Below are 25,516 nucleotides of genomic sequence, written 5' to 3'. Positions count from 1 at the left end.
ATCAACAGGCTCTGATTGATGACCCGTCGGCTCAAGGGGAGGACACGCCATGGCACCTCAGCGATTCCAGGAGCAGTTCGACCAGGCCCAGCGCTCGATGCCCGACGTCCCCCTGGCGATGGGGCCGGACGACTCCGCCGAGTTCTTCTACGAGAAGGGCGTCGTGCTGGCCCGTGACGGCGAGGAGGCACGGATCGTCGAGGACACCCTGCTGGAGCGGTCCGCCGAGACCCCCGGCCTCAACGCGGACAGCGTACGAAGGGCCGGTCCGGAGACGAACCGCTCGGGCATCACCCGTATCCAGGTGGGGGATCCGGCACTCGGGGACCGTTCGGGCGACCGCGCCGTCGCGGGTGCGCTGCGGGCCATGCGCCAGGTCGAGGGCCGCGCCGGGCGCCGCCTGGTGAGCCGCAACCACGTGGTGACGATCGCGGTCAACGCCTGCCCGGGGGACGAGCCCGTACCGTCCGCCCTGCCGCCCAACCCGGCGCTGGCGGAAACCATGTATGACCCGGAGACCGCCGTCGGCGTCCTGGTGATCGACAACGGACTCATGCACAACTACCGGTCCTGCCCCGTACTGACGCGTGTCCAGGGTGATCTCCAGCTCGCCGAGACCGACGGCAACGGAATCCTCCAGCAGTACGTCGGCCACGGCACCTTCATCGCGGGGCTCGTCGTGGCCGTCGCACCCAACACCGACGTCACGGTCCGCAACACGCTGAACGACGCCGGCGCCATCCTGGAGTCCGACTTCGGCAACAAGCTCTTCGAGGCCGTCGACCGGGACGGCTGGCCGGCCATCATCAGCGTCTCCGCGGGCACGTCGAACGGCAGCTCCGACGGTCTGCTCGGCCTGGAGGCGTTCATGCGGGAACTGCGGGACCAGCCACGCACCCTGCTGGTCGCGGCAGCCGGCAACAACGCCGCCGCCACCCCCTTCTGGCCCGCCGCCTATGCCAGTGTCCCCGGCTACGAGAACGTCGTACTGTCGGTCGGAGCGCTGCGCAGCGACGGCGAGTTCGGCGCCTGCTTCACCAATCACGGCTCCTGGGTGAAGGTCTACGCCCCGGGGGAGCGGCTGACGAGTTCGCTCGCCGGCTTCGACACCCCCGTCCCGTACGTGTACCAGCACTCCACGTACGACGCCTGCCGCCACGGCTTCGCGTACGCCTGCACCTGCCAACTTCCCCAGCACATCGGGACGTTGAGCGAGGCGGAGCAGCCCACGCCTGCCGACCCGGAGCAGGTGGTGTTCGAGGGCCGCGCGCAGTGGAGCGGGACCTCGTTCGCCACCCCGGTGGCCGCCGCGATGGTCGCCGCCCATATGACGGCGCACAAGGAGACCGACCCACGGGCCGCCCGGCGGCAGCTGCTGTCGGCGAACACCGACCACGCGGAGGTGCGCGGTGCCGTCGTGCCCGCGCTGCGCCCACCGACCTGGAGCCCCGTGCCGGTCGTCACGCTCTCTCCGACAGCATGACGTCCTCCTCCGGCACGCTGCTCTTCTCCAGGATGACGGTCGGAATCACCCACTCCGCGGCGTACGATGACTTGCCGTACACGAGGGGTGGGGACGTGGATCGTGATGCTGTCGGTGCGCTCGTCCGATCCGCCGCCGACGGGGACGCGGCGGCCTGGAAAGCGCTGGTGGACGGGCTGAGCCCGCTGGTGTGGTCGGTCGTACGCGCGCACCGGCTCTCCGACGCCGACGGGCACGAGGTGTACCAGACCGCGTGGTTCCGCTTCGCCCAGCATCTCGGGCGGATCCGCGAACCCGACAAGGCCGGTTCGTGGCTCGCGAGCACCGCGCGGCACGAGTGCCTGAAGGTCATCAAGAGCATGAAGCGGCTGACTCCCACCGACGATCCCCAGGTGCTCGACCGGATCAGTGAGGACCGTACGCCCGAGCAGACGCTGATCGAGTCCGAGGAGGCCGCCGCCGAGGCGGAACGCATTCGTCGGATGTGGCAGGAGTTCGAGGAACTGGGCGACCGCTGCCGACAGTTGCTCCGCGTCCTGATGGCCTCTCCGCCGCCCAGTTACCAGGAGGTGTCCGGCGCGCTGGGCATCGCCGTCGGCAGTATCGGGCCCCTGCGCCAGCGCTGCCTGCGTCGTCTGCGTGCGCGCCTGGTCGCCCGGGGGGTGCTGTGAACGACAACCACGGCTACGACGATGCCGGTTCGGGCAACGAGAGCTTCGACGGCGAAAGCTCCCACGCCGAGGACTTCGGCGCTGAGAGCTTCGGCATCGAGGACTTCGACGCCGAAAGCTTCGAGGCGTCCGCGGACGACGCTCTTGAGGAGTCGCTGCGCCAAGCCGCCGCCATCCTGGACCCGGTGCCCGCGGAGCTGCGGGACATGGCCGTCGAGGCCTACGCCCTGCACTCCCTGCGCGAATTAGACGCGGAACTCGCCGAGTTGACCTTCGACTCACTCGTCGACGCCATCCCGGTGCGGGGTGCGGACGTGGCCAGGATGCTGACCTTCAGCACGGCCGCCCTCACCGTCGACGTCGAGGTGACCGGCCGAGGGATGATGGGGCAGGTGCTGCCGCCGCAGCCCGCACGGATCGAGGTCCTGGGCGGTTCGCCGATGCCCTCGGCCACCACGGTCACCGCTGACGAGATGGGCCGCTTCGTCTGCGACCTGCTCCTCACCGGCCCTTTCGCCCTGCGACTGCGGACCGACGAGGAGGTCGTGGTGACGGAGTGGCTGCGCGTGTGACCCGGCACGACGGATCGGGAGCGTACGGCGGTGTGATGTCCACCGCGCCGGCGCCGGAGGTCGCCCCGGCCGCGGCCGCCGTGCGGGACGCGCTTCACGGGTGGGTCCGGCGAAGCCCTTCGGGCAGGGGATTCGGGCCCGGATAAGGTGCGGGCCATGCCCCGATCCCCCGAGGAGAACGAGCGCACGCGGCTGCTGCGCCTGAGCGCCGACCACATCCTGGCGCACGGTATCGCCGGCCTGTCGCTGCGCGGCATCGGCAAGGCCGTCGGCAGCAACAACCGCATGCTGCTGTACTACTTCGGGTCGAAGGAGGAGCTGATCGCAGCGGCGCTCACCGAGGCGGGTGGCCGCTTTCCGCTCCTGGAACGGGTCTTCCGACTGCTCGACGACCGCGGGCAGCCGTTGCGTACGCGACTGGAAGCGGCCTGGGAGCTGCTCTCGGCGGACGAGAACCTCCCCCTCCACCGGGTCTTCTTCGAGGTGCTGGGGCTCGCTGGCTATCAGCGCGGGCGCTTCGACGCCTTCCTCGGTTCGGTCGCCACGGACTGGCGAGGCCGTGTGGCGACCGCGCTGCGTGCCGAGGGCGTACCGGCGGACAGGGCCGACGATCTGGCACGCGAGCTGGTCTCGCTCTGGCGCGGCCTCCAACTGGACCTGCTCACCGCGGGAGACCGCGCGGCGACACTGCGCGTGAACGCGGAGGCGGCGGCCTCCTTCGCCGCCAGGGTGACCACGGCCGCGACCGGCCGTTCCCCCGTCTGACGCTGAACGCGGGCCGGTCGGCCGACCGTTGCCGGACACGGGCTACGCGGCCCTGGCCAAGTCCGGTGCGGCACCCCGCCCCGTAAGGGGCGCGGGGCTGTGACATTTGCGGCTCCGCCGCGGGGCGCGATCAGCCACGGACGGCCCGCACTTTTCGTACTGCACTTCCAGCGGAGCGCTTACGCGCTGAGCGGCATCTTCGGGATCTTCGGCACCACGATGTCCAGGGGGCCGTCCGGGATCGCGACCGCGTCCGTGGACCAGCCCCAGATCGAGCAGACACGTCGCGAGGGATCACTGTGGCCGTCGCGGCCGTGCAGGACACGGTAGTTGTCGACGCAGATCATCTCGCCCGCCACGACCCGGAACATCGGCCCGGAGTCGCGCGCCGCGACGACGGCCTCCTCCCATTTGCGCACGAAGGACATGTGCTCGTCCTCCGACGGGCCCTCGACCGGCGCGAGATACGGGTGGTAGCGGCCCTGGAAGCGTCCGGACGGCACGGTGCGGGCGATCGGAGCGTAGGTGCCCTGCGGGTAGTTGGGCTCGGAGTGGTCGATGTCGGTGGTGCGGCAGAACCCCGCCACGGCGGCCCACTCCGGGTCGGCGGCCAGGAGGTCGAGCAGTCGCGAGGTGTCGATGAGGAAGGAGTCGCCGCCGACGGCCGCCGGGCGCTCGCACCAGAGGAACAGATGGTCGGGCGCGTGGTCGCCGAACGCGAATCCGTCGTTGTGCGCGACCATGCGTTCCTCGGTCGGTGCGAAACTCCGCTTGCGGCCACGGGAGTCGGCCGGCTGCGCGGCCACTTGTGCCGCCTCCCGTTCGCCGTGCGTCTTGGTGGCCTCGAACTGGGTGCCGATACGGACCGCCTTGTCGCCCATGACCTCACGGCCGAACGCGACGGCGGCCTGCTCGTCGGCGAGGCCGGACACGATGACCGCCGCCTCGGCGGCCAGGACCTCACGGGCCTGTGCGGTGCCGCTGGCCCGGCGCGGAACGAAGCTCGCGGAACTGACGTCCATCCCTGACTCCTCGATGCTGAACCGATCGGTTCACATCACGGTAGGGCCGCCGTGTTTCCCTTGCGTGTCCCGCGCGGAACGCACCGGATTCCGTCAGGCGAACCACCCCGCCGAACCCGACGGCACGGAGCGGGAGTCAGGAGCCGTTGCCGTGGGGGACCCGGGCGGGAGACCGGGGGAGGAGGGATCCGCGTCGAGGATCCAGCCGAGTTCGCGCTGGATCCGGCGGGCCTCACTGCGGACCTGCAACGGAATGTCGCCGCGTTCGGAGATCAGTTGGTCGTAGATCGGTGCGTCGTGCACGAGTGGCGCTTCTCCTCAGGTCGGATGCCTCGCCTCCACCGTAAGGCCGCGCCGTCGCCTCGCCCGCCGTCCTCCCGGCTCGGCCAGAACCAGAAGCCACTCGACCACGGACCGGCACCGAAGCCAACCAAGATGTCAAACAGAGCCACCGACCAGGAGACACTGGACATCTACGCTCAGCTCGGCGTCGAGCGGGTACTCCAAGGCGGTGTCGGCGTACCGGTGACATCGTCTGGTGACGTCGCCTTCCGGGACGGAGGCTTTCCATGCCGACCATGGACGAGACAGAGGCGCGGCGGCTGTTCGCCGAGGCCCGGGTGGCACGCCTGGCGACCTCGGACGCCGAGGGACGCCCGCACTTGGTGCCGCTCGTGTTCGCACAGCGCGGCGACGAGATCGTCACCGCCATCGACTGGAAGCCGAAGAAGCCGGGCCGTGTGAAGCGGCTGGCCAACATCGCCGTCCACCCCGAGGTCTGTCTGCTGGTGGACGCGTACGACGAGGACTGGGACCGGCTGTGGTGGGTACGGGCGGACGGCACCGCCCGCGTCGTACCGCCGGACGCGGGCAACGCGCCGGAACGCGGGGCGCGGAGCGAGTACGCCGACGCGGTCGAACTGCTGCGGCAGAAGTACGCCCCGTATCGTCAACAGCCCCCCGACGGACCGGTGATCGTCATCTCCGTACGGCGGTGGCACGGCTGGCGGGCCCGGTCCGACCAGGACCCCGTCCGGTGACGTCACCTGCCTCTTCCCACCACAGGCCCGCTGTCGCGTGCTTGGACGCGGATCCTCCGGGTACTGGGTCGGTCCAGCGGCGGCTGGGGAGGCCGCCGCCCGTTCATCGGAGGACAGCGATGGCTCAGCAGGTCCGCGAGATCATGACGAGTGCTCCCGTGGCCGTGGGTACGCTCACACCCGTCAGCGAGGTCGCGCACCGGATGCGGGACGAGGACATCGGCGCCGTGCTGGTCGCCGAGGGCGACGAACTGCGCGGGCTGGTCACCGACCGGGACCTCGTGGTGCGGGTGCTCGCCGAGGACAAGGACCCCGCCGACACGACCGTGCAGTCCGCGTGCAGCCCGGAACTCGTCACCGTCACCCCTGACGACGAGGTGGGCCGTGCCGTGCAGTTGATGCGCGAACACTCCCTGCGCCGACTCCCTGTTGTCGAGGGCAGTACCCCTGTGGGCATCGTCGCCCTGGGTGACCTCGCCATCGAGCGGGACCCGGAGTCCGCCCTGGGCGACATCAGCGCCGCCGCTCCCAACGAGTGACACGCGGCCGTCCCTGGAACGTGGCTCTGCGGTAGAACCAGTGCATGCGCCCACGCCCCGGAGAGGTTCTGCACTTCTCGGAAGACTCCACGATCACCGAGTTCCGTCCGCACGTCGCCGCCACCGCCCAGCAGGCGGAGGCGTACGTCTGGGCCGTCGGCCATGACCGGGCGCCGGACTACTGGTTTCCCCGTCAGTGCCCGAGGGCCATGGCCTGGACGGTGCCGAGCACATCGGCGCCCGACCGGGAACGCATCCTCGGTCCGGGCGGCGGCGAGCGAGTGCACGCGATCGAATACGGCTGGGTGGAGCGGTTCCTGAGCGTCCGGCTGTTCGCCTACCGGTTCTCCGCCGCCGCCTTCCGGCCGTTCGGCGAGCCGGTGTCGCACGCCTTCGTGGCGAGCGAGGCCGTCGAACCGCTCGGCCCCGCCGAGCCGGTCGGCGACCTGCTCAAGCTCCACCGGGACGCCGGTATCCAACTGCGCGTACTCGACAACCTCTGGGAGTTCTGGGACGCGGTGACCACGAGCACGCTCGGATTCAGCGGCATCCGCATGCGCAACGCGGCGCAACGGCCGGACGCGAACGCGACTGATCCCGGAACGCCGGGCTAACCCTCCTTGGCCTTCGCGTACTCCTGCGCCATGCCGCCGGCGAAGTCGTAGACCACCGCCGGTTCGTCACCCACGACCCAGGCGTCATGGCCGGGCGGGACCACGAAGACATCGCCGGGGCCGACCTCGCTCTCGGCGCCCTCGTCCATGCGGATGCGCATCCGTCCCTGGACCACATAGCCGTTGTGATGCACCTGGCAGCTCTCGGTCCCCGCGATCGGAGCCACGGACTCCGACCAGCGCCAGCCGGGCTCGAAGGTCGCCACGGCGAAATCGAGCCCGGTGAGGTGGACGGCTTCGAGGTGGCCCCTGGGGAAATCGCGCCGTTCGTCCGGCTTTTCGACCGGCTTGACCTCGATCATGGTGGTTCCCTCCATTCTGACCAGGCCAGCTCTCTCGCGGGCCCTCCACCCCATCGTCTGCCTGTCCACCGGGGACCGCCATTTGGGGGACCGGCGGTGTCGGCGAGGTCAGCCCTCGGTGACGTTCGCGGTGAGCAGGCGGAGCAACTGCTTGGCCATGGCGTCCTGCTCGGGGGTCAGGCCCATGGCGTCACCGATGGCGACGGGCACGGTGCGTGCCCGTTCCCGGAGGTGTGCGCCGGTCTCGGTGAGACGGATGGCGACGGAACGCTCGTCTTCCGCGCGTCGTTCGCGGCGGATCAAGTCGTGTGCTTCCAGGCGCTTGAGGAGGGGGGAGAGGGTGCTGGATTCCAGCTGGAGCGCGGTTCCCAGGTCGCGTACGGAAATCGAGTCCTGTTCCCACAGCACGAGCATGACGAGGTACTGCGGGTAGGTCAGCCCCAGCTTGTCCAGCAGGGGCCGGTAGCGCGCGGTGACCGCCCGTGAGGCCGCGTAGAGGGCGAAGCAGAGCTGGTCGTCCAGAAGCAGGGAACCCTCCTGCCTCGGTTCCGCCCCGGCAGTACTCACGGTGTCGCTCCTTGTTCCTGTGTCCGGCTTGTTCCTGTGTCCTGCATGAGGATCGCCACCCTAACCGTTCGAGTCCCCTCGACTATATCGAGCACTAATGAGTTGTGCACGAGTTCTGGAGCCCGCCGCCCTGTCCTTCGCCGAGGCGACGGCGAACCCGCCCTACATGTTCGACCTCGGCCCGGCCGACGGCCGCAAGCTCGTCGACGAGGTGCAGTCGGGCGACGTCACCAAGCTCGCCGTCGACGAGGAGTGGGTCATCGTGCCGGGCGGCCCCACCGGCCAGGTCCGCACGCGTATCGTCCGCCCCGCGGGAGTCAAGGGGATACTCCCGGTGATCGTGTACCTGCACGGCGCCGGCTGGGTCTTCGGCAACGCCCATACCCACGACCGCCTGGTGCGTGAACTGGCCGTGGGCGCCGGTGCGGCGGTGGTCTTCCCGGAGTACGACCTCTCGCCCGAGGCCCGCTACCCCGTCGCCATCGAGCAGAACTACACCGTCGCCCAGTGGATCGTCACCGACGGCGCCGGCCACTACCTCGACGCCACCCGTATCGCGGTGGCCGGCGACTCGGTGGGCGGCAACATGAGCGCCGCGCTCACCCTGATGGCCAAGGAACGCGGCGACGTTCCCCTAGTGCAGCAGGTCCTCTTCTACCCGGTCACCGACGCCGCCTTCGACACGGGCTCCTACCGCCAGTTCGCCGAGGGCTACTTCCTGCGCCGTGACGCCATGCAGTGGTTCTGGGACCAGTACACGACGGACGAGGCACAGCGCGCCGAGATCACCGCATCCCCGCTGCGCGCCACCGCCGAGCAACTCGCCGGACTGCCCCCGGCCTTGATCATCACGGCCGAGGCCGACGTCCTGCGCGACGAGGGCGAGGCCTACGCGGGCAAGCTCCGTAAGGCCGGCGTCCCGGTCACCGCGGTCCGCTACCAGGGCATCATCCACGACTTCGTGATGCTCAACGCCCTGACCGGCACGTACGCCGCCCGGGCCGCCATCAGCCAGGCGATCAGCACCCTGCGTACGGCCCTCGGCACCCCCTGACAACCTGCCCACAGGCCCCGGGAACGGGGCCCGAGGTGAGATGCGGCGGGTGGAGATGTGAGGATGAAGCCATGAGCAACGTGTTTTTCGACATCACCATCAATGGCGAGCCCGCGGGGCGGATCGTCTTCAAGCTGTACGACGACGTGGTCCCCAAGACCGCGCGGAACTTCCGTGAGCTGGCCACGGGCGAGCACGGCTACGGGTACGAGGGGTCCGGGTTCCACCGGGTCATCCCCGACTTCATGCTCCAGGGCGGCGACTTCACCCGGGGCGACGGCACCGGTGGCAGGAGCATCTACGGCGAGAAGTTCGCCGACGAGAACTTCCAGCTGAAGCACACCAAGCCGGGACTGCTGTCCATGGCCAACGCCGGGCCGAACAGCAACGGCTCGCAGTTCTTCATCACCACGATCATTACCGACTGGCTGGACGGCAAGCACGTCGTCTTCGGCGAGGTCGTCGAGGGCATGGACGTCGTGAAGGCCGTCGAGGCCCAGGGCTCCCGCTCCGGCGCCACCCGGGTACCGATCAAGATCGCGAAGTCGGGCGTCGTCTCCGGCCAGTAGCCGACGGATGCCGCAGCATGCGCCTCCGCCGGCACGTCGGGTCGGTGGAGGCGCAGTGTCGGGAGTCAACCCCCTGACGGAACAGCGGGCTTGAGGACGTAGGCGCCGTACAGGCGTGCTTACTGTCCAGTAACGTTGCGCCGTATCCACGACTACGGAGGCACGATGGCCCCTTCCCGACGCTCCCCGCTCATGCTCGCCGGTCTCCTCGCCACCGCGGGCGTGACGCATTTCGTCGCTCCGAAGCCGTACGACGCGACCATTCCGCGCAGCCTGCCGGGGTCTCCCCGGACGTGGACCTACGTCAGCGGCGCCGCCGAGCTGGCCCTGGCGGCCGGAATCGCCCATCCCCGCACACGACGCGCCGCGGCCCACGCCACGGCCGCCTTCTTCGTCGGGGTGTTCCCGGCCAACGTGCAGATGGCGGTCGACTGGCGGCGACGCCCCACCGCCCTCAAGGCCGCGGCGTTCGGCCGTCTGCCTCTGCAGATCCCTCTCGTGCTGTGGGCGCGGGGCGTCGCTCGTGGGTCCCGGCAGGGCTGACGCCGTGACGGGCTGTCTGCTTCAAGTAGCACAGGGCGAGTTGAGCCACCCGGTGCGGTCGTTTCCTCCAACTGCCGGTCTCGTTCAATAATTGACCGCCAGGAAATTGAATCCCGTATTGAGTTGGGCCGCCCCTTCTCCTTTTGCGAAAAGCCTCTGCCCGCGTTCAACTGAGAAGGGGGAACCGCAAACGTCTCTCAAAAGGGGATGATGGTATGTCGTCCACTGAATTCGTGATCGAAGACCTCACCGAAGTCCAGAGCGCTGACGTCGAGGCAGCACTCGACCCGTTCGAGGCCGACGGGTACTACCGCGACAGCCGCGAATGCGCGGCGCTCGCGCTGCTCGAAGGGAAATTCGGCCTGCTGCTGTCGCCTCCGGCGCCGCGGCCCAAAAAGGGCTGACGGGAGTAGCTGAATGGAGCAGTCAGGCACTTCGGCCCGGTTGACGGGCGCAGTGCAGGACCTCGCTTCGGAGGTGGTCTCCGCTCTTCGGAGCGGGGATCCCTTTCGAGTGGTCGGCATCGGAGCAGGACGTGAGGGAACAGGCGATCTCACTCTCGCCGCCGTACGCGTGCTGGGAGCTGACGCCCTGCTTCCGAGCGTTCTGCTCCGCATGCCCCCCGACCCCGACGATCTCGCCGTGTTCAGGAAAGCCGTACAGGCCTATCCACCCCCCACGGGTGCCTCCCCGGCATCGGTGTGGAGCCACTGGGCCATGGCCCGTACGCTACGGCGGCTGGACGCCTCCCTCGACGGAGTGCCGGGGGACGGAGCCGAACCCGGGGCGGCCTGGCTCGACAGCGCCACATGGCAGTTCCTGACCCACCAACTCGCGGTGCTGGCCCCACTCGCGCTTCCCGCGGACGACTGTGCGGTGGCCCGCGTCGCGATGGGCCGTCCGGTCGACGTCGCCCGGGGATTCGTACGGGCGGTACGCCGCCGCGACTGGCTGCAGGCAGCTGCGGCGGGACGCTGGCTGACCCTTCTCGACGGAGTGCCTCGGACGCTCGGCCTGGAGACCGGGCTCGACTTCGTGGCGCAGATGGGGGGCGACGACCCACGCGTGGTGCTGCACGTTCAGGCGGCGCAGCTGATGCGGACCGGAGCACCGGTGTGACGGCGCCCGACGTCCGGAGGATGGGTGAGGCCGCGCTGGCGTGGGTGTCCGCGCACCGGAGCGGATTCGTGCTGGGTGACGCCGCGCTCGATGCGGGCGGCGACGTCAACGCCAGTTGGAAGCCCCTCGGAGAGCTGGCCCAGGTGTGTGTCTGCGTCCGCCGGCACACCGACCCGCCCGACCGGCTGCACGAGGCCGCGTCCGACCTCCTGGCGTTCGCGTGGCAGCAGACCAAGCAGGGCGCCCTCTTCCTCGAACTCCAGCGACTCGAACCCTTCGCGACGTACCCACTGGAGGTGTACGCGGCGTTCGCCTCTGCGGGCCTGCGGCACGCCGGCTATGAGTCGGCCGCCACGACGGTGGCCCGTACGCGTGGCTGGAAGGTGACGGAACAGCAGCCCAACCGGCGGCTCGGCGTGCTCAACTCCGAGCGCCGCAGCGCGATTCCGCAGCACGGGGAGATGGCGGAGACTCTGCGGCACACCTGGCTGGGCGGTCTGCCGGAGCCGTGGACCTTCGAACGGGCCGCCGGTTACACGCTCACCCATGTGGTGTTCCACCTCACCGACTGGGGCCGGACCGTGGACGGCGTACCGCCGAACGTCGCGGCCTACCTCCGGCACTGGCTTCCGCCGTGGCTCGACACCTGCCTGGAGGGCCGGCAGTGGGACCTGAGCTGCGAGCTGCTGGCGGTGGCGGCCAGCCTGCCGGATCCGCCGGAGCGCTCGGTGTTCCAGGAAGCCTGGACGAGGCTCGCGGCAGTGCAGGACGCCACCGGCGCCATCCCGGAGGCGGGTCCCGGACGGGACGGCGTCGAAGCGGAGGACACCTTCCGAGCCTGCTACCACTCGACGCTGATGGCGGCCTTCGCCGTGGCGCTGGCCGTCGACCGTATGGGCGAGACAGGCAGGGACAGCGAAGAGGAAGACGGCACGGACGGCATGGACGGCGGAAAGGCCGCTGAACCGCGCCCCGTCGCACACGCCGCGGTACGTCCAGGGCAGGACGGACAAGGAGCGCCGAGATGACCAGCACCCGCCTCATCCACCACGTCGGTGTCGGCGCCATGGAGTGGCTGTACGCGCACCGCGACGGATTCCGCCTGGAGCCGGACGTCGACCCCGAGATCGGCTTCCTCGAGCGTTTCAAGCCGGTCGGCGAACTGGCCCTGATATGCAAGGTGCTGTTCCGCGAAGGCGTGGCCGGGTCGCGACAGGCCCAGCTGGCACGCCAGTTGATGGACCACGTCTGGCGTCACACGCTGGACGGCGGCCGGATGCTGGTGCGTGGCCAGCGGACGGAACCCCTTTCGCACATACCCTTCGAGGTGTACGTCCCGTTCAAGGAGCTGGGCTACCACCACCCCGAGGTGGAGCGGGCCATCCGGCTCAACCACCGGCTGGCCGGCAGCGCGGCCCTCGAGGTGACGCCCGTCCGCCGGCTCGCACTGTCCGCGTCCCAGCGCCGCTTCGGCCTGTCACCCCTTCCGCCGGAGGCCGACGTCGTCGGCAGCACATGGCTGGGACGCACCCCCGAGCCCTGGACCGTCGAAGGACACATCGCCTACGACATCACGCACACGGTGTTCCACCTCACCGACTGGGGAGAAAACCCCGACGGTCTGCCGCCCGGCATCGCCGACTACCTCGCCACCTGGCTGCCGGCCTGGCTGGACGACTGGCTGGACCTGGAACGCTGGGACCTGCTCGGCGAACTGCTCGTGGTCGACGCCAGTCTGCCCCGCCCCACCCTGGACGAGCAGGCCTGGGAAGGCTTCGCGGCGGCTCAGCAGCCCGACGGAGCCATGCCCGCCCTGCGCGAGATGCCGAAGGGCGACCCCGACGAGGTGTTCGACGTCGTCTACCACTCGACGCTGGTCGCCGCCTTCGCCTCCGTCATGGCAACGTCCCGCGCCCTGACAGGGCTGGCGCACACACCGGCATGACCGGCCGACCCGCGCCCTGGCCGGGCGCCCCGCATGACGTCACCGGAGTACTCCCGCCTCCGCCGACGGCCACCGTCCAGGACGACGAGGCCGTACGACAGCGGCTCGACGCCGCCATCAGCGCGGTGGACGCACCCGACGTCGTCTTCGCGCTCTCCCGGCACGGCCGCCGCACCGTACGCGGCGGTGGCACCGCGCCGCCCCCACCCATCCCTCGCGACCACCTGCGATACGAGATCGGATCGGCCTCCAAGACCTTCGCAGGGCTGCTGCTGGCGCAGCTGACGCAGACCGGCCGGCTGTCCGGAGGCGAGTCGGCCGCCGCGGTCCTGGACCCGGCCCGGCGGGTCGGCCGGCACCCCGTCACCCTCGCGCACCTGATCACCCACACCGCCGGACTGCCCACGCTGCCCGCCGACTTCTTCCTCCGTGCCCTGCCCGGCTGGCGCACCAACCCCTACGCCCGCTATCCCGCCCAAAGGGTCGTCGAGGCCTTCCTGCGCCATCGGCAGCGCCACCGGCCCGGCACTCGCTGGCACTACTCCAACTTCGGCGTCGCCGTACTCGGCCACACCCTCACGACGGCCACCGCGACACCGTGGGACGAACTGCTCACCCGTCATGTCCTGCGCCCGCTCCGGCTGTTCGGCACCAGCCCGCATTTCGGTGGTCCGGACACCGACGCCACCGGGCACAGCAAGGACGGTCGCACGCCCACACCGCCGCTGACCGTCGGCGGCTTCCAGGCGGCAGGCGCCATCAGGTCCACCCCACGCGACCTGCTCACTCTCCTTGAGGCACATCTGGAGCCGGCGGACTCACCCCTGGCGGACGCGCTCCGGGCGGTACGCCGACCGGTGCTCCGGCGCGGTCTCGGGCACCGGCATGCGCACACGGTGGCCTGGTTCCAGCACCCCACCGAGAACGGGCCGATGTACTTCCACTGCGGAGCGACCCTCGGCCAGCAGGCCTTCCTCGGCTTCAGACCCGAAACCGGCACGGCACTGGCCGCCGTGTGCACCCGCCGTTACCGCGCCCGCGACGCGTTCACGACAACCGCGTACACGCTGCTCGCGGAGGCGTGACGGCCCGGTGGTGAAGCGCGGCGCGAGGCCCGGGACCGGAACCTCGCGCCGCGTCTACTCATCGGCCTTCAGAGGCGCTGCCACAGAGCCGGAGTACCGGCGGGCTGCCACACCGTCTGCGCCTGATGTGCCTGGAGGCACTCGAAGCTGACGCCGCCGTAGGTCACTCGCGTTCCGACCCCGTAGACCAGGCCCGGCGCCCAGGAACCCGCCTGCCCGTCCGGGACGCCGCCGGGCGCACCCGTATCGCCCTTGCTCGTCGTGAGGAGGAGCCCGTACGTGCTGAGCAGCGGGTTGATCGGCTGGTAGAAGGTCGTCCCGCCGCTCCTGCAGTCCCCGGAGCCGCCGGAGAGGATGCCCTGGGCCTGGGTGCCCGAGACGTAGGAGCCGCCGGAGTCGCCCGGCTCGGCGCACACCGTCGTCTCGGTCACGCCGTCGACGGTGCCCTCGGAGTAGCTGACGCTGGTGTCGTGCTGCTCGATCCTTCCGCAGTGCCAGCCGCTGGTGGAGCCGGACCGGCAGATCGCGGCACCCACCAGGGCCTGCACCGACCCGGCGACCTGGACACTCTGTTCGTCCTCCGCCTTGACCCGCGGAGTTGCGGTCCAGTCGTTGTTGGCGCTCACCCACGCCATGTCACGGCCCGGGAACGTGGAAGCCTTGAAGCTTCCCTGGGCGACCTTGTTGTAGCCGGTGGTCTTGGCGCCCGGCTTCCCGCAGTGGCCCGCGGTGGCGAAACCCTGCTGGTCGTCCATGGTGACGGAGAACCCGACGGAGCAGCGGATCTTGTCCTCGACGTAGTAGGCGTCTCCGCCCCGGATGTCGTACAGCGCGCGCGGCCGATTCGCCGACACCCTGACGCCTACGAGCTCTCGGTCGATCCCGGCAGCCGCGACGAGCGCGTTCGCGGCGGTTCGGCTGGTCGCCTGAACCGTCACCTGGTTGGCCCGGACGTCGACGTACCGGACCGGGGCGTCGAGGTTCCCGGTACGGGTCGCGGCAGTGTCCAGCTTCACCTTGGCGGCCTTGAGTTCGTCGAGCCCGACCTTGGCGACCGCGGCGTTCGCTCCACCGGCCTCGATGACGGGGACGTCCGCGATGTCGGTGGTGGCGACCGTGAGGTCGGCGGAGGTCGTGCCGTCCACCCAGGCGCCCGCGAAGTCGTTGCCCAGAGTGTTCTGCAGACGGCCGGCGCGCGTGCCGGCCTCCGCCTCGTTCACCAGCCGCGTCCTGGCCTGCGTGGCGGTCAGACCCAGATCGCGCCGCAGCGCGCGCAGTACTTCGGCCGACGGCTTGTGGGCGCCGAGGGTCTCGGCGGCGGACGTAGCGGTGGTCGGTACGGGGGGCTCGGCCGCCACGGCCGCGGGCGGCCCTGTCAGCACGAGCGCACCGAGCACGGTGAGGGCGGCACAGCCTGCTCCGGCGGGTCTGTGGACCATCAGATGTCTCCTCGGGTTCGACGGTGAAAGGCCTCGAATCCGTAGGTGTTGCCGAAATCGGATGAAATGATGTTCAGACGCGCGCCTCTTCAGCCGAACAGGGAACGGTGGTGGCGGGCCTGTGCCGGGCGGTCCGGTGCCGGCTTCACGCGGGCTTGAGGCCCGGATTGCCCGCCTCGGTCACGAAGGACGCCGCCGTCGTGATGGGTGCGCCCGGCTTCGTCACGGCGGACACGGTCCGGAAGTCGGCCCGGGCGGACTCACGCCCCAGCTCGACCCGCACATAGCCGCGCCGCCCGTCGTAGAACTTCAGATGCGGGTTGGCCCTGGTGTACGTGTCCCAGGTGGCGGGCCTTTGCACGCCGTCCTTGCCACTGGCGACGGAAGTGGTGACGATCTCCGTGCCCAGGGTCCTGGAGGCCGGGTCGTCGAAGGCGTCCTTGATGTCGAAGGCGTAGCCCACGTGGGCGTCACCCGTGAGGACCATCAGGTTCTGGATCCCGGCCGACTTCGCCCCGGCCAGCACCCGGTTGCGAGATGCGCGGTAGCCGTCCCAGGCGTCCATCGACATCATCGCCTTCGGGTTCAGATCGAGTTTGCGCTGGGAGAAGCACACCTGCTGCGGCATCACGTTCCACAGGGCTTTCGAGGCCCGCCAGCCGTCGATCAGCCAGCGTTCCTGCGCCGCCCCGGTGATGGTGCGCGCCGGGTCGTCCGACTCGGGGCCCGGAACGTGCTGCGTGTCGCCGTACGCCTGGTCGGAGCGGTACTGCCGGGTGTCGAGGACGTCGAACTGGGCGAGCCTGCCCCACTGGAGCCGGCGATAGAGCTGGAGGTCCGGCCCCTGTGGAAGCTGGGCGCTGCGCAGCGGCTGGTTCTCCCAGTACGCCCGGTAGGCGGCGGCGCGCCGCAGCAGGAACTCCTCCGGCGGATCGCCTTCCTCGTCGATGAGGGCCGCGTAGTTGTTCTCGGTCTCGTGGTCGTCCCAGGTGACGACGAAGGGATGCGCCGCATGGACCGCCCGCAGGTCCGGATCGCTCTTGTAGAGCGCGTACCGCAGCCGGTACTCCTCCAGGGTCCTGGCCTCGCGGTTGAACAGGTCGGGCAGCTTCCGGTCGGTGTAATTGCGGGCGCCGCCCGCGGAGTTGACGGCGTACTCGTACAGATAGTCGCCGAGATGGAAGACCATGTCGACGTCGTCCTCGGAGAGATGCCGGTGCGCCGTGAAGTAGCCGTCGTGGTACGCCTGGCAGGAGACGGCGGCGAAGGTGAGCGCCGAGGCGGCGGCAGTCGTGGCGGGCGCGGTGCGGGTACGGCCCGTCTCGCTGATCCAGGAGCCGGTCCTGAACCGGTAGTAGTACTCCCGGCCCGGGGAGAGACCGCCGACGTCGACGTGCACCGTGTGGTTGTACTCGGGGTGGGCCTGGGCGGTGCCGCGCCGGACGACCAGGATGAAGTACTCGTCTGTGGCCACCTCCCACTGGACGGTGACACGTTGCTGGGCCAGTCCGCCGTCCGGCTGGTACGGGGCGGGGGCGAGCCGGGTCCACAGCAGCACGGAGTCGGGCAGCGGGTCTCCGGAGGCGACGCCGAGCGTGAAGGGATCGTCGGAGATCCTCGCCGCGTCGAGCTCGGCGGCGCTTGCCGCGCCCGCGGCCGGCAGGTCGGTGGCGAAGGCGAGGGCGGCGGCCGCGGCGGTGACGGTGAGAAAACGGCGCCGCCCGAAGTGCCGGGCGGCGCCACGCAGTTCGGGGTCATGTCCGGAAGGCGTGCGTGGGAACAGCGGTTTCTGACGGCCTGTCGGTGTCATCTGGCCTCCCCTCGCGCGAGCGCGCAAGGCGTTGGGCGGACAGCGGACTGCTTGTCGCGTACACGACAAGTGACCGGACCTGAGACTCCGACCGGGGGACTCTCCAGGTTGCGGACGTCTGAATGCTAAGCAGACAATGATCACAATCGCGGCAGGCGCGGGCGCACACACCGCAGGTGCCGTCTTTCGTGGTGTTCCCGCGCGCCGGCCGGGTGGCGCGTCACTCGAACCGCTGGGTGTCGCCCGCTCCCTTGCGTACGATCTCGGCCTCGCCGCTGGAGAAGTCGATGACCGTGGTCGGTTCGGTGCCGCAGTCCCCGGAGTCGACCACCGCGTCCACGACGTGGTCGAGCCGCTCCTTGATCTCCCAGCCCTGGGTCATGGGTTCCTCCTCGTCCGGGAGCAGCAGGGTGCTGGAGAGCAGTGGCTCACCGAGTTCGGCGAGCAGGGCCTGGGTGACGGTGTGATCGGGGATGCGGACTCCGACCGTCTTCTTCTTCGGGTGGAGCATCCTGCGCGGCACGTCCTTCGTCGCGGGCAGGATGAAGGTGTAACTGCCGGGCGTGGACGCCTTGATGGCGCGGAAGACGTCCTTGTCGATATGCACGAACTGGCCGAGCTGCGCGAAGTTCTGGCATACGAGCGTGAAGTGGTGACGGTCGTCGAGCTGGCGGATGGTCCGGATCCGGTCGATGCCGTCACGGCTGCCCAGCTGGCAGCCCAGCGCGAAACAGGAGTCCGTCGGATAGGCGACCAGGGCCCCTGAGCGGATGCTGTCGGCCACCTGGCCGATGGTGCGCTGCTGGGGATTGTCGGGGTGCACGTCGAAGTACTTGGCCATCCGCCGAGCTTATGCGCTCGGCAGGCGGAGGCCTCGCAGGCCGGGTGTCCCGCCGGACGCGGTGCCTCCGGCGGGACACGGTGGGTCAGCTGAAGTTCACGTCGCTGCACAGGAAGTACGTCTGGTCCATGTGCGAGGCCTGCCAGATCGTGTAGACGACGTGGCGGCCGCTCAGGCCCGAAGTGCTCACGTCGATCGAGTAGTTCTGGCTGGGGCCGTACCTGCCGGTGCGGGTGACCAGTTGGAGGTCGTTCCAGGTCAGCGGCTGGGTGGCCGGGTCGAAACCCTGGCGGGTGACGTAGACCAGGAAGTAGTCCGCGCCGTGGCTGGCCTGGTCGTACAGCTTCAGGGTGAAGTCGTCGGCGACGTCCGTCGTCTTCCAGGCGCCTACGGTGTCCAGGGAGTTGTAACGGCCGCCCTCGGTCCGGCCGCCGCTGCACAGCTGCCCGTCAGGGACGACCGCCTGGAAGTTGCCGGCGGAGCCGTTGCGGTACAGCCCGTTCCAGTTCCACATGGCGTTCGGGTTGTCCTGCCACGCCTGCCAGCACATGGGGTCTTCCTGTGCCATGTCCGGGTTCTGGAAGTCGTCGCCCCAGCGCAGCCAGCAGCCGTAGTTGCGGGACGCCGGGTCGACGACGGAGCCGTGGGCGGCGGCGGTGCCGCTCCACGGGATCAGGCAGAGCAGCACCGCGGTGAGCAGGCTCAGGACGAGTGTCGTGCGGGGCCGGATGAGTTTGGTCTGATCATGACAAGACACGGGCTCCTTCTTTCCGGGATGGGGGGTTCGGAGTGTCGGGTGCGGGGTGTGGGAGCGCTCCCGCAGCATCCAGGCTGGCCCTCACGAAACAGCGCCGCAACGTTGGATTTCGCCACTTCCGCTTTCCGATGAAGGATGAAGGATGAAGAAGGAGATGAAAGAAAACGAGGGACGCTTCGCCGAGTGCCGAACTGTTTCGCCTCTAGGGTCGGCCGCATGAAGATTCCCAGTGAGGGCCCGGCGTGACGACGGGGGAGATGCTCGCCGTGTTCGCGGCGGGTGTCGGCGCGGGAGGTATGAACACCGTCGTCGGCTCGGGGACGCTGGTCACCTTTCCCGTACTGCTCGCGACCGGCCTGCCGCCCGTCACCGCCACGGTCTCCAACGCACTCGGCCTGGTCCCGGGCTCCATCAGCGGGGCCATCGGCTACCGAAAGCACCTCAAAGGCCAGCGCCGGCGCATCCTGAAGCTGAGTGTCGGTGCCCTGTTCGGCGGTTTCGCGGGCGCCACGCTCCTGCTGGCCCTGCCCGCCACCGCGTTCGAGCGCATCGTGCCGGCTCTGGTGGGCCTCGCCCTCGTCCTGGTCGCCCTCCAGCCCTGGATCAGCAAGAAGGTGCGGCGCCGCCGCGCATCGGCCGACGCCCCCACGCGCCCTGACGGTGGCCCGCTGCTCTTCACCGGACTGACGCTCGCGAGCGTCTACGGCGGCTACTTCTCCGCCGCCCAGGGAATCCTCTACGTGTCCTTGATGGGCGTACTCCTCGACGAGACCCTGCAACGCCTCAACGCCGTCAAGAACGTCCTGGTCGCCGTCGTCAACGCCGTCGCCGCGCTCTTCTTCCTCTTCGTCGCGGACTTCGACTGGACGGCCGTCGCACTGATCGCGGTCGGGTCCGCCCTGGGCGGTCAGATCGGGTCCAGAGCAGGCGGTCGCCTCAGTCCCGCAGTCCTGCGCACCCTCATCGTGACGGTCGGTACCGTCGCCCTGGTCCAATTGCTGCTTCGTTGACCACGTAGGACACGGTCTTATGCCCACCGACGCCGGTCAGCCCACGGATACCGAAATTCGCGCCGTCCAAGAGGCATGGGCCGCAGCCGGCGCCCACTTGGCGTGACGATGGGTCAGAACGACGAAAGTCGAATCTCTATGCAGTCACCTGAAATTCTTCTCGCTTCCGCAACCCACGTCGATGCCTCGGCGTCCAACTCCATGACGGACGGCCGCCGATCATCCAGGAGAGCAAGTGGCGAAGAAGGACCAGACGACGGACGCGGCAGGGGAGAAGGACCGCGAAAAGTGGATGGCGCGTTTCCAAATACGGCTGGCCATGCAGCCGGGCGTGGACCGGGCAGTCGTGCTCCAGGCGGTCAAGGATGTCACGGCGCATTGCGCGGATACGGGAGAGCACCCGCAGACCGCCTTCGGTGATCCGGACGCCTACGCCGTGCAGGCCGCCGCGCGGCTGGTGCCGGCGGACCGGGCAGCGCACGCGAGGCGGCACAACGCCGTGGTGGACGCGTTCAGCTCGGTGCTCAAGAAGACCAGGGATGTCCCCGGTCTGTGACCGGTTGAAGCGACTTCTGTCATGGCCCGGCGCACGGATTCTGACACAGCCACAGCTTCCATCCGCTGCGGCCGGCCGCTCAGGCGGTGCGGCGGATGAGGAGGACATGGTCGGTGACCTCGGCGGTGCGCCCGTCCGGTCCGGTCGCGATCCGGCGAGGTGCGTCAGCCCGCTCGAGCGTCCATGTCTCCGGGGCCAGATCGATCCCGGCGGCGACCTCCTGCGGGCTCGGGTAGCGGGTATCGGGGTCCTGGTTCCACGACCATGGCGCGGCCGAGCCGTGGTCGACGACCAGCAGCCGCCCGCCCGGGCGCAGACCAGGTCGAATCTGCTGGGCGGGAAAGACTTGTGCACGTCGTGCCGCACGGTGATGACGCGGTCGCTCAGGCCGTGTGAGGTGGCGAGGGCGGCGAGCCGCTCGATCGCCACGGCCGAGATGTCGGCGGCGGTGACGTGCCACCCCTGGCGGGCGAGCCACAGCGCGTCGCCGCCGTCGCCGCATCCGAGGTTCAACGCGTCACCGGGCGGCAGGCCCGTCACCGTCTCGGTGAGGCGAGCATTCGGCTGGGGGTTGCCGGCTGCCGGCCGGGCCGCGTGGACGCCGTCCCAGAACACGATCGCGTCGGTGGTGCTCATCGGGGCTCCTTGTGTCGGTAGGCGCTCAGTCTTGCCAGGCACTCCACGATCTGGCACGGAATCTTGTGGCTACGGCAAGATGGCCTGATTGATCACAAGACGGACGACGACGTGCTCGACGCCGTGGGGTCGCGGCTTCGTGGGCTGCGTCGTGACCGCGGCATCACCCTCGCCGACCTCGCGGCGACGACCGGCGTGTCGGAGAGCACCCCTGTCCCGGCTGGAGAGCGGGCAGCGCCGGTCGAGCCTGGAACTGCTGCTGCCGCTGGCCCGTATCCACGACGCTCCGCTGGACGACCTCGTAGGCGCCCCGCGCACCGGCGATCCCCGTATCCATCTCAAGCCGACCAAGCGGTTCGGGATGACCTTTGTGCAAATGCCGCGGCCGACAATGTCGCACCCGCAGAAATCGACCGGCCGAATGCCGGTGCACACGGCAAACCGTGTCACTCCGGCGTCCTCGCTGCCCGGACAGGTCGCCAACGACTGCGACGACAGGTGACCCGCGCAGGTGCTGACGTACAGCACTCGATGATTACCCAGCCCGCGTGTGAGCCTGCGGCTTCTGTTTCTCCCTGGGCGGCGATCCCCGGCCCCGGTGACAGGCGGTCAATACCCCTCCGCTTGGCGCGCCGAGCCACCTTGGTGAACCGGCCGGTGTGTTAAGTGCCGGCGACGGCGCCCCGCGTGAGCGGAACGGTGATCCGGGGCGGGCTGTGCAGCGGGGGGCAGGGGTGGCGCTCGATGTCGTCGGCGTCGTACGCGAAGGGCACGTGAAGGCTCGTCAGGAGCCTGGATTTTCGCACCATGCAAGTCTCACAAGGGGGCATCACTCTCTTGAGTGAGAACGAGTTGTGAGAACCGATCCGGGGTTCAGACCGCTTTCCCCGCCTCCGAACAATCTTGCTCAGGCAATGGAACGTCTGTGAGAGCAGTCGCGGGTCAGGCTCTGGCCCATGCTCCCGTGCAGGGGAGATCATCAAGGGAGAGGAGGGCCCCGCCCGGTCTGCCGCGCGGGCCGCGCTGTATCTCGGGCCCACGACTGTGCCGGTTCACGGCATGCCGGACACCAGTCCGACCCGGTAGGCGAGGACGACGGCCTGGACGCGGTCGCGCAGGCCGAGTTTCGCCAGGATTCGCGACACGTAGGTCTTGACGGTCTCGGGCGTGATGAACATCACCGCGGCGATCTCCGCGTTCGACAGCCCCTCGGCGATCAGCTGGAGCACTTCCAGCTCGCGGGGGGGGGGGCAGCGCGCGCACGACATCCTGCCTGGCCGGCGGGGAGGTGTCAGCCGGTCGCAGGTGTTCGGCGAAGTGGCCGATGAGGTGGCGGGTGACGGTGGGTGCCAGCAGGGCCTCGCCCCGGGAGACCGTCCGGATGCCGTTCACCAACTCCGCCGGAGGCGCGTCTTTGAGGAGGAAGCCGCTGGCTCAGGCGCGCAACGCGTCGTAGACGTAGGCGTCGACGTTGAACGTGGTGACGACCAGCACCTTCGGCGCAGCCTCGGCCTCGGTATCGGGGCCGGCCAGTTGCCGGGTCGCCTGGATGCCGTCGAGCAGGGGCATCCGGATGTCCATGACGACCACGTCGGGGCGCAGCCGCCACGCGGCCTGGACCGCCTCGTGGCCGTTCTCGGCTTCCCCGACGACCTCCATGTCGGGCTGCGCGGAGAAGATGGTGACGTAGCCGGTCCGCACGAGTGCCTGGTCATCGCAGACGAGCACGCGGATCGGTGACGGGGCATCGCTCACGGGGTCACTCCTGAAGGGGCTTGGACGGAATCGTGGCACAGACCTCGAACCCGCCTTCGGGCCGGGGACCGGCCTCCAGTTCCCCATCGAGCATCCGCACCCGTGCACGCAGCCCAGTCAGCCCTCGTCGGCCCGCAGGGTCCGGCTTGCGCGTGACCGGAGCGGTCACGGGTCCGTCGGTGGTCACCGCGATCTCGATGTGCTCCTCTCCGTGCCGGAGCAGCACCTGTGTGGGCATCCCGGCCGCGTACTTCATCGCGTTGGTGAGCGCCTCCTGCACCCCCCCGGTACGCGGCCAGCTCCACGTCCACGATCTGCGGCCGCCGCTCGCCCCGCTCGCTGAACTCGACCGGCTGCCCCGAAATGCGGGCCTGCTCGACCAGGTCCCCCACCCGCCCCAGGGTGGGTGCTCGGCCCGCACGCGCCGGGTCCGCGGACGCCGACTCGCCGGTCGCCTCCAGCACGCCGAGCAGGTACCGCAGCTCCGTCAGCGCCCGACGGCCGGTGTCGCTGACGGCCGACAGTCCCTCGCCGGCGCGTTCCGGCGCGGACGTGAGCAGGAACTGCGCCGCGTCGGCCTGGACCACCATGGCCGTCACGTGGTGGGTGACCACGTCGTGCAGCTCGCGGGCGATCCGCGCCCGCTCGGCGGCCGTGGCCACCTCGGCAGCCAGCCGCCGCCGCTCTGCCTCTTCTGCCCGCCGCATGCGCACCGTGCGCCCCACCAGCCAGACCACGGCCAGAGTCAGGTAGAACGCGAGATAGTCCGGGACTGACTGCGGTGAACCGAGGCGGTCCAGGACGACGGCCAGCACGGCGTAGCCCACACTCGCCACGGCGGTCAGACCGTGGCGGACTCGGACCTGATGGGCCCCGGCGGAGTACAGGGCCAGATACAGCCCCACACTCGCGAACGTCGTCGCGAAGCCCAGCGCCTGGTGCACGGCGAACGCACCCGCGACGACGGCCAGACAGGCTGCGGGCCACCGGCGGCGGACCGCCAGCGGCAGGGCCTGGGCCAGGACCAGCCCGACGCTCAGCACGTTCGCCGGCCGCTCGGGCAGATCGCCGATCTGCCCACCGAGGTTGGAGAGGGTCGGCACGAAGGCCAGCCCAGTGAGCACCAGCGCGAGGACGCCGTCCTTGAGGAAGGCATCCCGTTCCTGCCACCAGTCGAGCGGCGCCCGGAGCAGCGGGGGCCTCCAGGGCACCTGACGGGACATCAATTCCGTTTCCTCCAGTCGTCCGGTCTCAGCCCCGGGCGCGCCGCCCGGGCCGCAGACCGCCGCTCCGGTGGGCAAGAACGAGCATGGGGACGGCGAGAGCCACGCCGATGAGGACGGGCACGATCGACGTCTCCAGGCCGAAGCTGCCGCCGTTCAGCAGGGCGGAGCCGTGGATGTCGACGGTGAACAGACCCTCGGGGGTGTGTCCGGAAACCGGGATGCCGAGCAGCTGCTCGGTGGTGTTCCAGGCGAAGTGCAGACCCGCGACGAACCAGATGCTACGCCGCCACAGGAACGCGGCACCGAGCAGGACGCCCGCCTCCAGAGAGATCGCCAGTCCGCTCCACGCGCTCGCTCCCGGGGCGCCCAGGTGGGCGACACCGAAGAACAGCGAGGTGATCACGATGGCGGCCCGGCTGCCCCACAGCTGCTCCAGGGCCTGTAGGGCAAGACCGCGGAACAGCAACTCCTCGGTGACCGCAGTGCCGATCTGCACCGCGACTGTGGTCCAGACGACCGACATGAAGCCGTTGCCCGCCCAGGAGAACGAGTAGCCCCCGAACGCCGTGATCAGGAGGGCCGAGACGAGGATGAAGCCCAGGCCGATCCCGCCGCCGAGCAGCGTCTCCCGGCCGGCCCCGCGCCGGGCGATCTCCGGCGTGGAGCGTCGTGCGACACGGCGCATGACCAACCAGTACACGGCCACCGCGGCGGCCGCGCCCAGCACCGGCACCGGGCCGGGGCCGGTCGTCGTCAAGCCCGAGACCAGGCCGACGCCGACCATGCCCGCCGGCATTCAGCCGAGCGGAGAGCGCACGATCCGGCCGAAACGCCCACCGCGACCGCCTGGGCCGTTGTCCGTGCCGGAACCTGAGCCTGTGTCGTGCTGTGGTGTGGCGGACGTCGTGCCCATGGTGCCCCTCCCTGTGGTGGTCGCACCTGCGGCGACCTGATGACCACGCTAGGAATCCGCCGACGTCAGCGAATCACCCGCGCATGGACAGCTCCCGTAGCTCTCACGGGGGATGCGCCACCGCCGCCCGTCCGTTCAGTACACGCGCAGCATCACGATGTCCTCCGGGCCCGCGCCGCCGGCCTTGAGTACGGCGGTGACGTTGCGCAGGGTCTGTGTGGTCTGCTCGGCGACCGTGGTGCCGACGACCTTGCCCGTGTCCGGGTCGAGCGGGAGCTGCCCGGAGACCTGTAGGACGGGGCCCTTGCGGATGGCGTGGGACAACGGGGCAGCCAGGGCGGGGGCGTTGCCGGTGGTGATGACGGTTCTGGTCATGGCGTGTCCTTGAAGGGTGTGCGTACGGACGTGTACGAGGTCAGCTCCATGCCTGTCGTTCCTGGCTGCGGGGGTCGTCGACCTGGGTCCACTCGGCGTCGATGCGCATCGTGGACCTGCGCTCGGTGTCGTACGGGTCCCATCCGGGGTTGCCCGTCCTGGCGAACCGGATCCAGGTCTCGTGCATGCGGGCGGCGAGTTGGGCGGGTGGCTTGTCGGGGCCGAGCAGGGCGGCGGGGCCGTGCAGC

At 69.9% G+C, this 25,516-nt stretch carries 27 protein-coding genes and 5 pseudogenes; 18 read left to right on the top strand and 14 right to left on the bottom strand.

What is annotated here, in order from left to right; all coding sequences use genetic code 11:
- The first annotated feature begins 49 nt into the window (after positions 1 to 49).
- From G5C60_RS05700 to G5C60_RS05685, 4 genes are all read left to right on the top strand, one after another.
- Positions 50 to 1,483 carry a S8/S53 family peptidase gene (locus G5C60_RS05700; protein WP_165255145.1) on the top strand — a complete coding sequence of 478 codons (1,434 nt, stop codon included), beginning with the start codon at positions 50 to 52 and terminating at the stop codon, positions 1,481 to 1,483.
- A 32-nt stretch (positions 1,484 to 1,515) separates the two neighbouring features.
- Complete coding sequence (locus G5C60_RS05695; protein WP_165255254.1) at positions 1,516 to 2,154, top strand: RNA polymerase sigma factor; 639 nt, start codon at positions 1,516 to 1,518, stop codon at positions 2,152 to 2,154.
- Positions 2,151 to 2,726, top strand: coding sequence for a hypothetical protein (locus tag G5C60_RS05690; RefSeq protein ID WP_420907345.1), 576 nt, complete (start codon positions 2,151 to 2,153; stop codon positions 2,724 to 2,726). Before G5C60_RS05695 ends, G5C60_RS05690 begins: the two co-directional genes overlap by 4 nt.
- A 156-nt stretch (positions 2,727 to 2,882) precedes the next feature.
- Positions 2,883 to 3,491: a TetR/AcrR family transcriptional regulator gene (locus tag G5C60_RS05685; RefSeq protein ID WP_165255142.1), complete on the top strand. Its 609-nt coding sequence runs from the start codon at positions 2,883 to 2,885 to the stop codon at positions 3,489 to 3,491.
- Positions 3,492 to 3,670: 179 nt separating this feature from the next.
- Here G5C60_RS05685 and G5C60_RS05680 read toward each other — a convergent pair whose 3' ends face one another.
- Together G5C60_RS05680 and G5C60_RS05675 are read right to left on the bottom strand one after the other, a co-directional pair.
- Entirely contained in the window at positions 3,671 to 4,513 is an 843-nt protein-coding gene (locus G5C60_RS05680) for a TauD/TfdA family dioxygenase (RefSeq protein WP_165255139.1), read from the bottom strand.
- A gap of 93 nt (positions 4,514 to 4,606) precedes the next feature.
- A complete protein-coding gene (locus tag G5C60_RS05675; protein ID WP_165255093.1) occupies positions 4,607 to 4,816 on the bottom strand; it encodes a hypothetical protein in 210 nt (69 codons plus the stop codon).
- Positions 4,817 to 5,082: 266 nt separating this feature from the next.
- Here G5C60_RS05675 and G5C60_RS05670 point away from each other — a divergent pair, with 266 nt between their 5' ends.
- The 3 genes from G5C60_RS05670 to G5C60_RS05660 all read left to right on the top strand — a co-directional run bounded on the left by G5C60_RS05670 (position 5,083) and on the right by G5C60_RS05660 (position 6,706).
- Positions 5,083 to 5,553: a TIGR03668 family PPOX class F420-dependent oxidoreductase gene (locus G5C60_RS05670; RefSeq protein WP_165255136.1), complete on the top strand. Its 471-nt coding sequence runs from the start codon at positions 5,083 to 5,085 to the stop codon at positions 5,551 to 5,553.
- Positions 5,554 to 5,672: 119 nt separating this feature from the next.
- The gene (locus tag G5C60_RS05665; protein WP_165255133.1) at positions 5,673 to 6,092 is read left to right on the top strand and encodes a CBS domain-containing protein; all 420 of its coding nucleotides are present in this window, start codon (positions 5,673 to 5,675) and stop codon (positions 6,090 to 6,092) included.
- 44 nt (positions 6,093 to 6,136) lie between these two features.
- Positions 6,137 to 6,706, top strand: a complete 570-nt coding sequence (locus G5C60_RS05660; protein WP_165255132.1) for a DUF6886 family protein — start codon at positions 6,137 to 6,139, stop codon at positions 6,704 to 6,706.
- On the opposite strand, the gene G5C60_RS05655 is transcribed toward G5C60_RS05660, so the two are convergent.
- Both G5C60_RS05655 and G5C60_RS05650 read right to left on the bottom strand, forming a co-directional pair.
- On the bottom strand, positions 6,703 to 7,068 hold the full coding sequence (locus G5C60_RS05655) for a cupin domain-containing protein (RefSeq protein WP_165255249.1): 366 nt from the start codon (positions 7,066 to 7,068) through the stop codon (positions 6,703 to 6,705). The genes G5C60_RS05660 and G5C60_RS05655 overlap by 4 nt on opposite strands.
- A 108-nt stretch (positions 7,069 to 7,176) precedes the next feature.
- Entirely contained in the window at positions 7,177 to 7,635 is a 459-nt protein-coding gene (locus G5C60_RS05650) for a MarR family winged helix-turn-helix transcriptional regulator (protein ID WP_338145702.1), read from the bottom strand.
- 97 nt (positions 7,636 to 7,732) lie between these two features.
- Here G5C60_RS05650 and G5C60_RS05645 point away from each other — a divergent pair, with 97 nt between their 5' ends.
- From G5C60_RS05645 to G5C60_RS05610, 8 genes are all read left to right on the top strand, one after another.
- Entirely contained in the window at positions 7,733 to 8,689 is a 957-nt protein-coding gene (locus tag G5C60_RS05645; RefSeq protein ID WP_165255130.1) for an alpha/beta hydrolase, read from the top strand.
- Positions 8,690 to 8,760: 71 nt separating this feature from the next.
- On the top strand, positions 8,761 to 9,258 hold the full coding sequence (locus G5C60_RS05640) for a peptidylprolyl isomerase (protein ID WP_165255127.1): 498 nt from the start codon (positions 8,761 to 8,763) through the stop codon (positions 9,256 to 9,258).
- Positions 9,259 to 9,423: 165 nt separating this feature from the next.
- On the top strand, positions 9,424 to 9,801 hold the full coding sequence (locus tag G5C60_RS05635; RefSeq protein WP_165255125.1) for a DoxX family protein: 378 nt from the start codon (positions 9,424 to 9,426) through the stop codon (positions 9,799 to 9,801).
- 215 nt (positions 9,802 to 10,016) lie between these two features.
- Positions 10,017 to 10,205: a hypothetical protein gene (locus G5C60_RS05630; protein ID WP_165255122.1), complete on the top strand. Its 189-nt coding sequence runs from the start codon at positions 10,017 to 10,019 to the stop codon at positions 10,203 to 10,205.
- Between the two features lie 13 nt (positions 10,206 to 10,218).
- Positions 10,219 to 10,920, top strand: a complete 702-nt coding sequence (locus tag G5C60_RS05625; protein ID WP_165255120.1) for a hypothetical protein — start codon at positions 10,219 to 10,221, stop codon at positions 10,918 to 10,920.
- A 20-nt stretch (positions 10,921 to 10,940) separates the two neighbouring features.
- Positions 10,941 to 11,948 (top strand): DUF6895 family protein, encoded by a 1,008-nt coding sequence (locus tag G5C60_RS05620; protein ID WP_241266535.1) that lies wholly within the window; start codon positions 10,941 to 10,943, stop codon positions 11,946 to 11,948.
- Positions 11,945 to 12,865, top strand: a complete 921-nt coding sequence (locus G5C60_RS05615) for a DUF6895 family protein (RefSeq protein WP_165255117.1) — start codon at positions 11,945 to 11,947, stop codon at positions 12,863 to 12,865. The genes G5C60_RS05620 and G5C60_RS05615 overlap by 4 nt, the downstream gene beginning before the upstream one ends.
- Positions 12,862 to 13,950 (top strand): serine hydrolase domain-containing protein, encoded by a 1,089-nt coding sequence (locus G5C60_RS05610; RefSeq protein ID WP_165255115.1) that lies wholly within the window; start codon positions 12,862 to 12,864, stop codon positions 13,948 to 13,950. The genes G5C60_RS05615 and G5C60_RS05610 overlap by 4 nt, the downstream gene beginning before the upstream one ends.
- Before the next feature lie 68 nt (positions 13,951 to 14,018).
- Here G5C60_RS05610 and G5C60_RS05605 read toward each other — a convergent pair whose 3' ends face one another.
- From G5C60_RS05605 to G5C60_RS05590, 4 genes are all read right to left on the bottom strand, one after another.
- Entirely contained in the window at positions 14,019 to 15,389 is a 1,371-nt protein-coding gene (locus tag G5C60_RS05605) for a trypsin-like serine protease (protein ID WP_165255112.1), read from the bottom strand.
- A gap of 145 nt (positions 15,390 to 15,534) precedes the next feature.
- Complete coding sequence (locus G5C60_RS05600; protein WP_165255110.1) at positions 15,535 to 17,199, bottom strand: alkaline phosphatase D family protein; 1,665 nt, start codon at positions 17,197 to 17,199, stop codon at positions 15,535 to 15,537.
- A 220-nt stretch (positions 17,200 to 17,419) separates the two neighbouring features.
- The gene (locus G5C60_RS05595) at positions 17,420 to 18,040 is read right to left on the bottom strand and encodes an L-threonylcarbamoyladenylate synthase (RefSeq protein WP_165255107.1); all 621 of its coding nucleotides are present in this window, start codon (positions 18,038 to 18,040) and stop codon (positions 17,420 to 17,422) included.
- Between the two features lie 85 nt (positions 18,041 to 18,125).
- A complete protein-coding gene (locus G5C60_RS05590; protein WP_165255105.1) occupies positions 18,126 to 18,797 on the bottom strand; it encodes a lytic polysaccharide monooxygenase in 672 nt (223 codons plus the stop codon).
- A gap of 242 nt (positions 18,798 to 19,039) precedes the next feature.
- Between G5C60_RS05590 and G5C60_RS05585 the strand changes: the two genes are divergently transcribed.
- Both G5C60_RS05585 and G5C60_RS05580 read left to right on the top strand, forming a co-directional pair.
- Positions 19,040 to 19,807, top strand: a complete 768-nt coding sequence (locus G5C60_RS05585; RefSeq protein WP_165255102.1) for a TSUP family transporter — start codon at positions 19,040 to 19,042, stop codon at positions 19,805 to 19,807.
- A gap of 235 nt (positions 19,808 to 20,042) precedes the next feature.
- Positions 20,043 to 20,363, top strand: a complete 321-nt coding sequence (locus G5C60_RS05580; RefSeq protein ID WP_165255099.1) for a hypothetical protein — start codon at positions 20,043 to 20,045, stop codon at positions 20,361 to 20,363.
- A gap of 79 nt (positions 20,364 to 20,442) precedes the next feature.
- Here G5C60_RS05580 and G5C60_RS05575 read toward each other — a convergent pair.
- A pseudogene (locus tag G5C60_RS05575) lies at positions 20,443 to 20,999 on the bottom strand (SAM-dependent methyltransferase).
- Positions 21,000 to 21,086: 87 nt separating this feature from the next.
- On the opposite strand from G5C60_RS05575, the pseudogene G5C60_RS05570 reads away from it, so the two are divergent.
- Positions 21,087 to 21,384: pseudogene (locus G5C60_RS05570) on the top strand (helix-turn-helix domain-containing protein); the annotation flags it as partial.
- Positions 21,385 to 22,051: 667 nt separating this feature from the next.
- Here G5C60_RS05570 and G5C60_RS05565 read toward each other — a convergent pair.
- The 5 genes and pseudogenes from G5C60_RS05565 to G5C60_RS05545 form a co-directional block, all read right to left on the bottom strand.
- Positions 22,052 to 22,754 (bottom strand): annotated as a pseudogene (locus G5C60_RS05565) (response regulator).
- 4 nt (positions 22,755 to 22,758) lie between these two features.
- Positions 22,759 to 23,977, bottom strand: a pseudogene (locus G5C60_RS05560) (sensor histidine kinase).
- 28 nt (positions 23,978 to 24,005) lie between these two features.
- Positions 24,006 to 24,776 carry a CPBP family intramembrane glutamic endopeptidase gene (locus G5C60_RS05555; RefSeq protein ID WP_165255097.1) on the bottom strand — a complete coding sequence of 257 codons (771 nt, stop codon included), beginning with the start codon at positions 24,774 to 24,776 and terminating at the stop codon, positions 24,006 to 24,008.
- Between the two features lie 252 nt (positions 24,777 to 25,028).
- Positions 25,029 to 25,268, bottom strand: a complete 240-nt coding sequence (locus tag G5C60_RS05550) for a RidA family protein (RefSeq protein WP_165255095.1) — start codon at positions 25,266 to 25,268, stop codon at positions 25,029 to 25,031.
- 40 nt (positions 25,269 to 25,308) lie between these two features.
- Positions 25,309 to 25,516, bottom strand: a pseudogene (locus G5C60_RS05545) (carboxylesterase/lipase family protein); the annotation flags it as partial.

The organism is Streptomyces scabichelini, assembly GCF_011045015.1.
Taxonomy (GTDB): Bacteria; Actinomycetota; Actinomycetes; order Streptomycetales; family Streptomycetaceae; genus Streptomyces; species Streptomyces scabichelini.
Note: the sequence above shows the minus strand (reverse complement) of the source record. Positions and strands in the feature narration are given on the sequence as shown.